This is a genomic window from Streptomyces sp. NBC_00454 (assembly GCF_041434015.1).
In the GTDB taxonomy this organism is placed as follows: domain Bacteria; phylum Actinomycetota; class Actinomycetes; order Streptomycetales; family Streptomycetaceae; genus Streptomyces.
The window spans coordinates 52394-65480 of record NZ_CP107907.1 but is presented as its reverse complement, the minus strand read 5'-3'; the positions used below and the strand labels follow the sequence as shown (position 1 = coordinate 65480).

At 69.1% G+C, this 13087-nt stretch carries 12 protein-coding genes; 4 read left to right on the top strand and 8 right to left on the bottom strand.

Going from position 1 to position 13087, the window contains the following annotated elements:
* Window positions 1-212: 212 nt before the first annotated feature.
* Together OHU74_RS00315 and OHU74_RS00310 are read right to left on the bottom strand one after the other, a co-directional pair.
* Complete coding sequence (locus tag OHU74_RS00315) at window positions 213-899, bottom strand: helix-turn-helix domain-containing protein (protein WP_371613963.1); 687 nt, start codon at window positions 897-899, stop codon at window positions 213-215.
* Between the two features lie 5 nt (window positions 900-904).
* Window positions 905-1981 (bottom strand): zinc-dependent alcohol dehydrogenase family protein, encoded by a 1077-nt coding sequence (locus tag OHU74_RS00310; RefSeq protein WP_371613964.1) that lies wholly within the window; start codon window positions 1979-1981, stop codon window positions 905-907.
* A gap of 177 nt (window positions 1982-2158) precedes the next feature.
* Between OHU74_RS00310 and OHU74_RS00305 the strand changes: the two genes are divergently transcribed.
* The 3 genes from OHU74_RS00305 (at window position 2159) to OHU74_RS00295 (ending at window position 4929) form a co-directional block, all read left to right on the top strand.
* A complete protein-coding gene (locus OHU74_RS00305; RefSeq protein WP_371613965.1) occupies window positions 2159-3580 on the top strand; it encodes an MBL fold metallo-hydrolase RNA specificity domain-containing protein in 1422 nt (473 codons plus the stop codon).
* Between the two features lie 94 nt (window positions 3581-3674).
* Window positions 3675-4136, top strand: a complete 462-nt coding sequence (locus OHU74_RS00300) for a Crp/Fnr family transcriptional regulator (protein ID WP_371613966.1) — start codon at window positions 3675-3677, stop codon at window positions 4134-4136.
* 10 nt (window positions 4137-4146) lie between these two features.
* Window positions 4147-4929: a CBS domain-containing protein gene (locus OHU74_RS00295; RefSeq protein ID WP_371613967.1), complete on the top strand. Its 783-nt coding sequence runs from the start codon at window positions 4147-4149 to the stop codon at window positions 4927-4929.
* On the opposite strand, the gene OHU74_RS00290 is transcribed toward OHU74_RS00295, so the two are convergent.
* Together OHU74_RS00290 and OHU74_RS00285 are read right to left on the bottom strand one after the other, a co-directional pair.
* Complete coding sequence (locus tag OHU74_RS00290; protein ID WP_371613968.1) at window positions 4848-5780, bottom strand: 5'-nucleotidase; 933 nt, start codon at window positions 5778-5780, stop codon at window positions 4848-4850. The two genes, OHU74_RS00295 and OHU74_RS00290, sit on opposite strands and share 82 nt — an antisense overlap.
* A gap of 142 nt (window positions 5781-5922) precedes the next feature.
* Window positions 5923-7077: a tyrosine-type recombinase/integrase gene (locus OHU74_RS00285; protein ID WP_371613969.1), complete on the bottom strand. Its 1155-nt coding sequence runs from the start codon at window positions 7075-7077 to the stop codon at window positions 5923-5925.
* Between the two features lie 189 nt (window positions 7078-7266).
* Here OHU74_RS00285 and OHU74_RS00280 point away from each other — a divergent pair, with 189 nt between their 5' ends.
* Complete coding sequence (locus OHU74_RS00280; RefSeq protein WP_371613970.1) at window positions 7267-7701, top strand: hypothetical protein; 435 nt, start codon at window positions 7267-7269, stop codon at window positions 7699-7701.
* Between the two features lie 454 nt (window positions 7702-8155).
* Here OHU74_RS00280 and OHU74_RS00275 read toward each other — a convergent pair whose 3' ends face one another.
* The 4 genes from OHU74_RS00275 to OHU74_RS00260 all read right to left on the bottom strand — a co-directional run bounded on the left by OHU74_RS00275 (window position 8156) and on the right by OHU74_RS00260 (window position 12993).
* The gene (locus tag OHU74_RS00275) at window positions 8156-8626 is read right to left on the bottom strand and encodes a hypothetical protein (protein WP_371613982.1); all 471 of its coding nucleotides are present in this window, start codon (window positions 8624-8626) and stop codon (window positions 8156-8158) included.
* 59 nt (window positions 8627-8685) lie between these two features.
* Entirely contained in the window at window positions 8686-10473 is a 1788-nt protein-coding gene (locus tag OHU74_RS00270; protein WP_371613971.1) for an ABC transporter ATP-binding protein, read from the bottom strand.
* 503 nt (window positions 10474-10976) lie between these two features.
* Window positions 10977-12119, bottom strand: a complete 1143-nt coding sequence (locus OHU74_RS00265; protein WP_371613972.1) for a DUF418 domain-containing protein — start codon at window positions 12117-12119, stop codon at window positions 10977-10979.
* Window positions 12120-12411: 292 nt separating this feature from the next.
* Window positions 12412-12993 carry a TerD family protein gene (locus OHU74_RS00260; protein ID WP_371613981.1) on the bottom strand — a complete coding sequence of 194 codons (582 nt, stop codon included), beginning with the start codon at window positions 12991-12993 and terminating at the stop codon, window positions 12412-12414.
* Between the last annotated feature and the right edge of the window lie 94 nt (window positions 12994-13087).

Genomic DNA, 13087 nt, shown 5'->3' with positions numbered 1-13087 from the left:
AGGAAGGCGCGTACGCCGTCGAGACGGGGCCCTGCCGTCTACCAGATCCCGATACTCGCGGACTGCGTCGAACGGCCGCGGTCGTGCAGCGGCCTGCGATGGCTGCGACTCGGGGAGACAGCCGTCGAAGGTCTCCTTCCAGGCGGCCGCGTGGCGGTCCGCCGTGGCGAGGAGCACTCCGTCGGTGTCGAAGACGACCGCCCGTAGTTCGTTCATGAGTCGTGCACCACGCGACGGCCGGTGATCCGGGCGGGGGTGAGCTTCATCCAGTGGGTACGCGGGCCGCCGGCCCAGGGCTGAGAGCGGGCCGTGCTGCTGAGGTGGAGAATCTCGTCCGGATCTGTGACCGCTGCCAGTTCGCCCACGGCCAGCACGCTCCACCCCGTGGCGGTCACGTCGTCGATGTTGTCGATCTCGAAGGCGACCTCGGTTCCGGCAGCTCTGGCAGTGACGGCTTCGGCGGAGGTGCGGAAGGCGATGTCGGGTCCTGCGATCAGGTAGTTGACAGGAAGGACGGCCGGGCCTTCTGGGGTGAAGATGGCGATGCGGCCCACGCCGTGCGTGTTCAGCAGCCGTCGGCATTCGGTCTCGTCCAGTGGCACGAGCGTGCTGTCGCGCCGGGCGGTGGATCGACCGGCGACGCGGAGGGCGTTGGCGCCGGTCAGGTCGTCGACGGTGAGGCCGAGGGCGTCGGCCACCCGGACGAGGGTGCCGATGGCAGGGCTGGCGGCGTGCTCCTCCAGGTAGGCGATGTACGTGGCGTCGGCGCCGCACCGCCGGCCCAGTTCCTCGCGGCTCAGACCGAGGGCTTCGCGGCGGGCCGCCAGGCGGCGGCCCAGGTCGGTGCGTCCGGACATCTCGCCGGACTGCTGCGGGTGGGTGCTAGGTGTGCTCTTCACGGCACTCACTGCTCCTGGGGCGGTACGGCGACCGTGTCGTGCTGCGGTCCGCCGAGCACGACTTTGAGGGCGCCGGTGTCTCCGGCGCGGGAGAAGACGTCGTACGCCTCCTCCATCTGGTCCAGCTCGAAGCGGTGGGTGACCATCGCGGCCCCGGGCAGTCGGCCTGCGGCCATCATGCGCAGGAGCATGGGGGTGGAGTGGGTGTCGACGAGACCGGTGGTGATGGTCACGTCCTTGATCCACAGGTCTTCGAGGTGGAGGACGGCGGGCTTGCCGTGCACGCCGATGTTGGCGACCCGGCCGCCCGGGCGAACCATGCGGGTGCACATCTCGAAGGCCTCGGGCATGCCGACGGCCTCGATGACCACGTCCGCCCCGAGCCCGTCGGTGAGGTCTTCCACCAGCCGCTCGGGCTCCTCGTCCGCGTTCGCGGTGGCATCGGCGCCGAGGTCGCGCGCGGCGGCGAGCCGGGACGCGGCGAGGTCGACGGCGATGATCCGCCCGGGGCTGTAGAGCTGCGCCGTGGCGATGGCGGCCAGGCCTATGGGTCCGGCGCCGACCACGACGACCGTGTCACCCGGGCGCACGTTGCCGTTGAGCACGCCGACCTCGTAGGAGGTCGGGAAGATGTCGGCGAGCAGTACGGCGTCGTGGCTGGCCAGGGCGCTGGGCAGCGGGTAGACGGAGAGGTCGGCGAAGGGGACGCGTACGTATTCGGCCTGCGTTCCGTCGATGGTGTGGCCCAGGACCCAGCCGCCACCTCCGCGGCACTGGCCGTAGTGCCCTTCACGGCAGAAACGGCAGCGTCCGCACGCAGAGATGCAGGAGATCAGGACGCGGTCGCCGGGGCGGACGCTGCGGACATCGCCGCCGACCTCGACGACGGTCCCGACGGCCTCGTGCCCGAGGATCCGGCCGGGCGTCACTTCGGGGACGTCACCCTTGATGATGTGCAGGTCAGTGCCGCAGATGGTGACGGCGTCGACCCGGACGATCGCGTCGGCGGCGTCCTTGACGGAGGGGTCCGGGACGTCCTGCCAGGAGGTCTGTCCTGGCCCGTGGAAGACGAGTGCCTTCATGGCGCGGCCTTCTCTCTGTGCGCTGTGCGGGAGGGGGGCACCGTCAGGCTGTGCCCGTACCCCTCCGTCCCGCTTGGGCCGGTCGGCCCCTATCCGGGGCCGGTAGGTCCCCAGCGGACAGGGCGTTCCGGTGCGACGGTGGAGACCGGCATCCGTTCCGAAAGGAGGGCTGCTGCCATGTCCCAGTCAGCCCCGTCTCCTGCTTCCGCCCGCCCGGCCCTACTGAGGTTCCTCGGCGGGGTGCGGACGGTCACCGGCAGTAAGTTCTTGGTCGAGAGCGATCACGCACGGATCCTCGTCGACTGCGGACTCTTCCAGGGTGTCGCGGACCTGCGCCGTCGCAACTGGGACAAGCTGCCCTGCGACGCCTCGGACATCCACGCCGTCGTAGTGACCCACGCCCACCTGGACCACTGCGGCTACCTGCCGCGACTGGTCCGGCACGGCTTCCGCGGCCCCATCCTCACCAGCGCCCACACCGCCCGGCTCGCCGAGATCGTGCTCCGCGACAGCGCCCGCCTCCAGATGGAAGCCGCCGAGCACGCCAACCAGCACGGCTGGTCCACGCACCGCCCCGCCAAGCCGCTCTACGACGACGATGACGTCGATCAGACGATCAAGTACTTCGACCCGGTACCGGTGGGCAGCGAGATCGAGATCATGGCCGGCACGAAGCTGATGCTGCACCACGGCGGTCACATCCTCGGATCCGCGTGGGCGCACCTGACCCTGGAAGACGGTCACACCCTCGCCGTCAGCGGCGACCTCGGCCGCCCCGGCCACCCGCTCCTCCTGCCGCCCGAGCCCTTCTCCGGTGCCGACGTCCTGCTGATGGAGTCGACGTACGGCAACCGCCGCCACGACCACGAGAGCGCACGACGCGAGTTCGCCTCGGTGATCACGCGGACGCTGTCCCGTGGCGGGACCGTGGTCATCCCGGCCTTCGCGATCGACCGCACCGAGGTCGTCCTGCACGAGCTGGCCACCCTGCGCGGCGACGGCACCCTGCCCCGCCACGTACCCGTCTACGTCGACAGCCCCATGGCCCTGGCCGCACTGGACGTCTACCGCGCCGCCGTCCGGGCCCACTCGCCCGAGCTGCGCCCTGAGATCCTCGCGCAGGGCGAGGCGGCGATCAGCCCGGAGCCCTTCCTGGCCGCCCGGACCGTCCAGGAATCGATCGACATCAACAACTCCACCGGGCCGGCGATCATCGTCTCGTCCGCGGGCATGGCCACCGGCGGCCGCGTCCTGCACCACCTCCACCGGCTCCTGCCCGACCCCCGCAGCGCCGTGGTCATCGTCGGCTTCGCCGCCGCCGGCACCCGAGCCCGCGACCTCGTCGACGGCGCCCGCACACTCAAGATGTTCGGCGAGTACGTCCCCGTACGCGCCGAGGTCGCCGACGTACCGCACTTCTCCGCGCACGCCGACGCCGACCAGATCATCGACTGGCTGCGCAACGCCCCGGCCCCGCACACCACCTACCTCGTCCACGGCGAGGAGACCGCCTCCGAAACCCTGAGGGACCGCATCGACCACGAGCTGGATTGGACGGCCGTCGTACCCAAGTCCGGGGAGGCCGTCCTGGTCCGCTGACCGGGCCGGACGGTCCCCGCGGTATGCACCGCGCGGCCCTCGCGGCCACGGCGGCCCACCGAGCAGGGTGGATGCGAAGGGTTGGAGGCGCTCCATGAGCACCATGCACACCATCCTCGAAGCGATGGCACCAGAAGCCCTGCTCGCCCACTCCCACCAGGTGACCATCCCGGCCGGCACCCGCATCTTCAACGAACGCCGGCGGGCCGAGAAGTTCTGGATCATCCAGTGCGGCACCGTGGACCTCGACACCCACGTCCCCGGCCACAAGAACGTGGTCGTCGACACCCTCGGCTACGGCGAGCTCCTCGGCTGGTCCTGGATGTTCCCTCCCTACACCTGGCACCTCGGCGCCACCGCCTCCAACGAGGTTCGCGCCCTGGAGTTCGACGCCGCGGCTGTACGCCAGCTGTGCAACGAGGACTCGGCCGTCGGTCGTTCCGTCTCCGTCGCCGTGGGCGCGGTCATCGCCGACCGGCTCGGCTCGGCCCGCACCCGGCTCCTTGACCTGTTCGCCCCTCACGGCAGCGGCACCCCGCTCGCCTACGCACGCTGAGGACCCCGCCATGACCTCCACCCCCTACACCGTCGCCGACGTCATGACCACCAAGGTCATCGCCGTCACCCCCTCGACCGGCTTCAAGGACATCGCCACCGCGATGGAGCAGTGGAAGGTGACCGCCCTACCCGTCATCGAAGGGGAGGGCCATGTCGTCGGCGTGGTCTCCGAGGCCGACCTCCTGCCCAAGGAGGAGTTCCACGAGCACCGCCCGGGCCTGATCGAGCAGATGCGCCGGCTCGGCGATACCGCCAAGGCGGGCTCCACCCTCGCCGAGAACATGATGACCACCCCGGCGGTCACGATCCGCCCTGACGCCACCCTGCCTCAGGCCGCCCGCCTCATGGCCGACCGGCACATCAAGCGCCTCCCGGTCGTCGACGCCGACGGCACCCTCATGGGCATCGTCAGCCGCGCCGACCTCCTCAAGGTCTTCCTCCGCACCGACGAGGAACTCGCCACCGAGATCCGCCGCACCGTCGTCGACCGCCTGTTCCCTCTCTCCCACGAAGCCGTCAAGGTCACCGTGGCCAGAGGGGTCGCCACCCTGACTGGCAAGGTCCGCGACGGCAACCTGATCCCGCTGGCCGAACGCCTCACCCATGCTGTGGAGGGCATCGTCGCCGTCCAATGCCAACTCAAGCCTTCACCGAGACGGACCGCGATGTGCATCGGCACTGAAAACACCACGCCGGATATACAGCGTAGTCACGAGGGCGCATTGACGACTCCGAACGGTATGTGGACGCTGGGTGTAGCTGGTGCAGTGCCGTTCAGGTGGGAGACCTGATCGTCGAAGAAGATATGCGGATCCAAGGCGCTGATGATGGGAGTCTTGTCGACGCCGCCGAGGAAGAAGGCGTCATTCACCCGCAGCCCCCACTGCTTGAGGCTCAGCACGGCACGCTCATGTGCGGGGGCGTCCCGAGCAGTGACCAGGGACACTCGAAGGCGGGGCTCATACCCGAGATCCTTGCGGCGCTCATCCTCCTCAAGACGCTGGATGCGGTTGATGCCAGCGAGGAACTCGCGCAGCGGTCCTGGATCGTGTGGTGTGGTCGCATTGCGCACCTCGTGCGCACGGAACTCGTCGATGCCGGCACTCTGGAAGATCCGCTCGGCAGAGTCACCCGCCACCACGCCGTCAAAGTCGAAGGCAATCCGGAGTTCAGGGTCGTCCTCGTCATCGACCCGCGCTGTCTCGAGCACGTGACCCGCTGGCAATCCATCTGCGACCGCCTCGCGCACGTCAGCCCCATTGGCCGACAGGAACAACGACATGTTCAGGGCTGGCATGAAGCTGTGTGACGAACGACCCTGCCGAAAGACGGCTCGGCTGATAGGCAGGCCGTGCGCTTCGATCGAGCGCATGACCCGCAAGCCAGTGTCCGGGTCATTTCGCGACAGAACGATGACCTCAACCAACGAATCGGACGGATCCGCGAGGTCGTTCAACGACAGCAGGCGGCGAACGAAAGGGAAGGCAACTCCCTTGGCCAACACATCTTCTACATGTGCCTCTTGGTGGGTGCGGTAGGCATCCTCTCCCCGTTCTCGAAACACCGCGTCGCAGTCGGTGAGGTCGAACAGCGCACTGGAGGCGATCCCTACCACCAAGCGACCGGACAGGTCGTACTTCATGACACCCCCTGCTTGGCGTGCGCGCAGCGTTGGGATGGTTATCTCCCTGACGCATATGTCGGAAACATGTGCGACCCTTCCCTCGCTGTTCGAGTGGGGAAGTGAGCGAGCGTGCGGTGCGCCGACTCCCGCGCCTGGCGGGTCAAGCCACCAGACCGACGTCGAGGACCTTGGCGGCTTTGCCGATAGAGCCGGGCATGAGGTGGCGGTAGATCTTGAAGGTGATGTCGAGGCTCTTGTGGCCCATCCACTCGGCGACGTCCGTGATGGGAATGCCGTTGGTCAGGCAGTTCGACGCGAAGAAGTGGCGGAGGCTGTAGATCACCATGCCGTCGGGAACGTCGACCTCGCCAGCCCGCTTGATGCGTTGCCACTGGTTCTGGAGGTAGTAGGCGAGGAACGGCCTCGTGGGGTCCATGGGGTGGCGGAGGAGGTAGCCGTCGACCGTGCCGTGCTTGTCGGCGTACCACTCGATCGTCTCGCGGACGCGGGCCGGGAGGGGGACGTCGCGGTAGTCGGTGGGCTTGCGGTGTTTGAGGCGGCCGTAGGTTTTGGTGGTCTGGTTGACCTGTTCGGTGATGCGGTAGACGTCGCTGGCGACGAGGTTGTTGAGGTTGACGGCGAAGGCTTCGCCGTTGCGCATGCCGCAGCCGCTCATGAGGTCGGAGATCAGCAGGAACCGGTCGTCGCCGGCGGTGCGTATGTCGCGGAGCTGGGCGGGGGAGGGGATGACGGCGCGCTCGGGGTCGTACTGCGGGGGCTTGACGCCCAGGACGGGGTTCTCGGTGTAGATGCCGAGGCGGTAGGCGTCGAGGAGGACGGACTTCAGCTTGTCGAAGGCGTTGGACTGGGTGGCCAGGCCGGCGCCGTTGCGCTCCATGGTCTGGAGGAAGCCGTCGACGACCTTGTGGTCGAAGGTGTTCATCCGGCGGCTGCCGGGGGTGGGGAGGATGTGGTGGTCGAGGAGGGACTCGAGCGTGCGGAGTGAGGACTCGGCGAGGTCGCGCTGGCCGGCCTTCCATTCCGCGGTGTACTCGCGGAACTGCATGGTGCCGAACTTCTGGATGCGCTCGGCCTTGCTCTGGCTCCTGGGTGCCGCCTTCTTCTCCTTGTAGATCGTGGTGAGGCGGTCGATGGCCGCGTCCTGGGTAGTGAAGCCGGCCTCTTCGGACTGCTTTCCGGCGGCATTGCGGTATCGGATCGTGTACTCGTGCGGGCACTTCGACCAGCGTGACTGCGGGTGCTCGCAGTCTTTGTAGAAGGTGCCCATGCCGTGGGCCAGAGACTTCGTTGCCATGCCGTGCGGACTCCTCGGGCGCCAATGCTGACCTTTTGCTGACGCTGGAGGGTCCAATACGTTCCTGACCTGCACGAAGACGGATATCTCGTGTTACGTTCTGGAACAGGATCGGATGTTCCCAAGAGGATATTGCACAGGTTCGAGAGGACTGGATGAACGGCAGCCGCTTCGGCGAGGTGAAGGGCCATGGGCGCTCCGATCCTGCCCCTGAACTTCCCCAACTCGCTTGAGGCCTATCGGGAGAACGCGCTGGGCAGCGCTGATGTCATCAAGGGTGCGGGAGCTGTGGTCTGCTGTCGTCCTGTCATGGAGGGCCGCCGCACGACGTTGTGGACAGCAAGCAATGCGCGGTGTCGCGGCAGCAGCGGTTCATCAGTCGGGCCCATCAGGCCTGGCAGGCATGATGGGGGGCTTGCCCTCGGTGTCTATCGCGACGAAGGTCAGCTGGGCGGTGGCCACCCTCTGTGGTGGGGCCTGGCGCGTTCCAGCGATCGGCCCGCGCGGACACGGGCGACGTCATCGAGTGCAGCCGGCCTTTTCCACTTCGGCGTCGACGTCGAGCAGTGCGGCTCGCTGCCGGGGATCGTCGAGGCCGACGACCTCGGGACCTACGTCAGGTAGGCCTCGAGTTCGGGGCTCTGAGCTGGGCTTTCGACCCATCGCTCGGCGCTGACCTGCGGTGTTGGTTCTTTCACGGGCTTTCTGGCTACGCGGCCAGAACTGCCCAGAGACTCCCCGGGCGGCCCCGGGACTCCACAGTCACTCCCCAGGGGTGGCTTGTGGAGAGGGCCGGTTGGCCTCTGCTCCCGGCTCGGCGCCGAGGGCGCCTTGGGTCTTATGGATGAGGCCTCACCGGCTGCGACGTCCACGCGGTGGGCAAGCGCTGGCACTCAACCGCCCTGGTCCTTACCGCTTCTGCTTACGGGCGGGGCGCCGTGTGATTGGTGGGACGGTCAGCGCGGGGCGGCGCACAGGCAGATGGCGGTGAACTCGGCCGCGGTAGTGGCTCCTGCTGCGAATCCGGTGAGAAGGAGAGCGCGCGGACGGGGTGTCGGGGGAGCGGGGTGCTCAGATGTCAGTCGTTGCGGCGTGCCAAGCGGCGCCGGGCGGCGAAGCCCAGGCCTGCGGCAGCGGCGGCGGTGGAAGCGCCAACGGCCAGCAGAACTGTTTCGGTGCGTACCCAACCGGTGGTCTCGGAGCCTGCGTCGACGCTGCTGGGCTCGGCCGGACCCTGGGCGGCGCCCGGGGTGGTGTCGGGGGTGGTGTCGGGTCCAGTGCGAGGGTTGATGCCCAGGGAGGTGGTCGGCTGGGTGGTCGACTCAGTGGTGGGTTCAGGGGCCGGCGCAGGGACCTGCTCGGCGGTGGAATTGAGGGTGACGTCCACCGGCGCGGTGCTGTCGCGCCCGCACGACTCGCCGTGCGCCATGAAAATGCCGTGCCTGATCTCGACCTCGCCCTCTGCGGCCTGTGCGGGGCTGCTCGCGAGTACCGCCGAGACCGCGGCGCCAAGGAGCACCACGCTTCCGCCCAACCGGGCAAGCTTCATGGCGACTCCTATTCCTTTGGCGACGTACATCGCCGATCCCTTGATCGGTCGACGGCCAGTCACCGTGCCGGCCCCAGGAACTGGGTGGCCGCCAGGCGTGCGTACAGGGTGTCTTGGTCGAGCAGTTCCGTATGGGTGCCCACCGCGCGTACGCGTCCTGCGTCCATCACCACGATCCGGTCGGCGTGGGTCACCGTTGAGAGGCGGTGTGCCACGACGAGGACGGTGGTCGTCCGGGCGGCCTGTGTGATGACGTCGCGTACCGCCAGTTCGTTTTCGGCGTCGAGCTGCGAGGTCGCCTCGTCCAGGAGTAGCAGCCGGGGTTTGCGCAGCAGGGCGCGGGCGATCGCGATGCGCTGCCGTTCGCCGCCCGACAGCTTGGTGCCGCGGTGTCCGACCGGGGTTTCCAGTCCCTGCGGCAGGTGGTCCACCAGCGTGTCCAGTTTCGCCCGGATCAGGACGGCGTGGATGTCCTGGTCGGTCGCGTCGGGTGCCGCGAAGACCAGGTTCTCCCGCAGCGTTCCGGCCAGGACCGGCGTGTCCTGCTCCACGTATCCGATGGCACCGCGCAGCTCCGGCAGTGGCCAGTCGCGGACGTCCTTGCCGTCGACCAGAACCCGGCCTCCGGTGGCCTCGTAGAACCGCTCGATCAGCGCGAAGACCGTCGACTTGCCCGCCCCCGAGGGGCCGACGAAGGCCGTCATGCCGCCGCTGCGCACATCGAAGTCGACCTGGTGGTGGACGGACGGGAGGTCATCGCGGTAGCGGAAGCTCACGTCCTCGAAGCGGACCGACGCCGGGCCACAAGCCGCCGCCGATGTCCCGGGCCGCTCGGGGTGCTCCTGGTCCAGGTGCTCCGTTTCAAGCCGCTCCACTTCGTCGATGCGGGCGACGGCCGCTGATCCCTCCTGATACGCGGAGGCCGCCTGGACCAGCCTTTCCACCGGCTCGATGACGTAGAAGAGGTAGAGCAGGAAGGCGATCAGAGTGGACACGGGGATCGCTCCGGAGGCCACGCGTGCCCCGCCGACGCCGAGCACCGCGAGGAACGACAGCTGCATGGCCAGACCGACCGATCCCTCCGCCACCGCCTCCCACTTCGCACTCGTCACGCCGTGCCGCCACGACCGCTGCAGTGCCGCGTCGGCGACCGCGTTCTCGCGCTGTTCGGCGCCTGACGCCTTGACGGTCCGGAGCGCGCCGAAGATCCGCTCGAGGACGGAGGAGACCTCCCCGACCGCCTCCTGCGCACGCTCGGTGGCCTGCGCGATTCTGGGCATCACCAGGGCGACGGCCCCGCCGATCAGCACGCCCACAGCCAGGGTGACGCCGAGCAGCACGGCGTCCATGAAGGCCATCATGACGATGGCCGCGACCAGGGTGATGACGCCGGTGGCACCGTTGACGAGTGCCTGGGTGGTGACGGCGCGCAGGAGCGTCGTGTCGGAGGTGACCCGGGACATCAGGTCGCCCGGCTGGTGCCGCTCGACCTCCGTGAGGCGCAGCCGCAGCAGTCGACCGACAAGGGTGCGGCGGGCGGCCAACACGACCGACTCCGCGGTCCGCTCCAGCACGTACGCGCCGAGCGCCTGGAGCACCGCGCCCAGTAGTACCAGTGCGGTGAGGGCCAGGAGGATCCTGCTGATCGTCTCACCGGAGCCCAGCCGGTCCACGAGGACCTTCGTGGCCAAGGGCTGGAGCAACCCGCTGCCGGCCCCGATCAGGGTGAGCAGGGCGGCGAGCGCGACGGCCTTGCGGTGCGGTCGGAAATGGGCGTACAGCGCCTTGAACGTCTTCGGGGCGGTCAGGCGTGCGGTGTCGGCGGCCGACGGGTCGGTCGCGGTCATGACGTGGTCCTTTTGTCGTCCGGTTGCCCGGTCACTGCGGTCGCGGATCGGAGCACCAGGTCGTGCCCGCGCGTCAACGGGGGGTCGGAGTGCTCAGCCGGACAGGCTGGCGAAGATCCCCCCGGCTTGGTGGACCAGGCCGGCGTACAGGTCAGGCCGGAGGACCGCCAGGATTCCGGCCGCCGCGAGGAAAACGAGGAAGCCGGCTTCCCGGCCGCCCCTGAGGTGTCCGTGCAACAAGCAACCGCCCCTCGCGCACCCCTTGCAGAGCGGCGTGTCGGGAGCGGCCGGGGCCGGTGCGCGACCGTCTCGGTCCGCTCGCTTGTCGTCCATGCGTCCAGGCTCGGCCAAGGGCGAGCCAACGGGTATCCGGCAGTAATCCGGACCTCAGCCCCCAGGTGGCCGGCGAGACCCCCCAGGTGGCGGGTGTGCCCACTGGTGAGGAAGGCGTTGAGCCGTCAGGGCCGGGGTGGGCCACGAGGGCGCGCCACCCCGGCCGGACCTCATCGGATGTACTTCGCCGGCTTGGTGGCGGCGTTGAGCAGGTGCTCCAGCGGTCCGCGGCGGAAGAAGCGGGACCAGAGCGTGGCGAACACGATCGCCCCGAGGATGAACGTCAGCACGGGCCCCCAGGACACCTGGCTGCTTTCGCCGGTCGGGATGCCCACCGCGGACTGCACGATGAAGTGGCCTACGTACGCCGTCAGGGACATGGCGCCCACGGCGGTGATCGGCTTCGCCAGGCGGCGCAGGAGCGGCAGACGGTCCATCAGCACCGTCGCGCCCACGATCACGAGGATCGCGACGCCCACGCTGCCGATGATGTCGAACGTGGTACCGCTGTGAGGCCCGGCGGACAACAGCTCCGAAGCCGACCCCTGGGCGTCGAAGGATCCGCTGGCGGAGGACGCCGCCTCGGAGTCGGCGGACGACTTGCCGCCCTCCGCCATGCTCCGTAGCGCGTCCTTGCCCGCCAGCAGCAGGGACGTGCCGTACGCGGCCACGGTGAGGGCGGCACCGAGCGCGGCCAGGCGCAGTTGGACGGTCGTGGCGGACAGGTCGAGTCGGGCCAGCGCCATCCCGGCGACCACGAACGGCATCCACGTGATCGTCGGGTAGAAGCCGGTGAGCAGCAGATCGAGCACTCCCACGTCGCTGAGCTTCTCGAGCGGGTCGTAGGCGTTGACGCTCTGCTGGACGGACTCGCTCAGCAGGGATTTCAGGACGAACGCCAGCTGCGGTGTGACGAGTGCGAGCCCGGCCGCGATCAGCGCGAGCGTGCTGGCGCGCAGTCGCACCAGGGGCAGGGCGAGGAGGAAGTAGACGCCGTAGAAGGCGAGGATGATCACGTCCCCGTACTCCATCGACAGCGCGGTGCCCAGCGCCAGCAGGACCACGGCGCGGATCGCGATCCGCGCTTTGGCCTGCCGACCGGCCAGACCGGTCTTCGGCTTGCGACGGCCGGCGATCAGCATCAGCGAGAACCCGGCGAGGGTGGCGAACAGGACCGACGAGTGACCATCGGCCAGATACCGGACCCAGCCGGCGACGCCGTCCGTGGCCGACAGCGGGGGGCCGATGTGGACGATGTACATCCCGAACACCGCCAATGCCCGGGCCAGGTCAACCCCGACAAGGCGTCCCATCGAAGGGCCGCCCGGGGCCGGCACGGCGGACTCGGGCAGGGTTCGAGGCTCAGGCGGCGACGTCTCCAGGGGCGGCTGCATCTGTGTCATAGGGAGAATCTCGCGGTGACGCCAGGAGTCGGGCCATCCGGCAGGCTTCGGCAACGGCCCCGCCGGTCGGCGGTGACCACCCCGCCGACCGGCGGGACCGTGTCCCGACCGGTCCGGCAGGATCGGGCGTCGTCGGCGGGGCGATGCGCAAGGCGTGCGCATCGCCCCGCCGTCCTCCAGCGCCCAGCCCGTCTATCGCAGGTCACAGGTAGCGGTCGATGGCGGGTAGAAGCTCCTGGAAGGTTGCCCCGGCCGCGGGTTCGCCGATGGCGGCCAACTGCCAGCCCTCGGGCAGGCGGACGACCTTGGCCATGATCTGGGCGGTGTGGGAGCCCCCGCCGGACAGGGTGTAGCGGGCGAGTTCGAGGCCCGTGGTGTCGTCCACCAACCGGCAGTAGGCGTGTCCGACCTCGCCGAAGGTCGCCCCGGTGAAGGAGTTCACGGTGAAGACGATCTGGTCGACCTCCGGGGGGACCCGTGTGAAATCGACGGTGATGGCTTCGTCGTCCCCCGGGCCGTCGCCGCCGGTGCGGTTGTCGCCGGAGTGCCTCACCGCGCCGTAGGAGCTGACCAGGTAGTTGAAGTAGACGACCTCCAGCATCTCCCGGCCCGAGTACATCAGTGCGGAGGCGTCGAGGTCGATCTCCTTGGGCCCGATCAGTTTTCCGAGGAACCCCTTGCGTTGGGCTGCCTGCCAGCCCAGGCCCATGCGCACCCGGATGAGGGGGGTCGCGTCGGACTTGGCCAGGCTGATCGTCTGGCCTTTGGCGAGGTTTACGGACATGAAGGCTCCCGGGATTGATGGGGGTGGGGCCAGACGGTTGCGGCGGCCCGGTGGGGCCCGCCGCCCGCACGCGGAGGGGGATTCCGCGTGGACG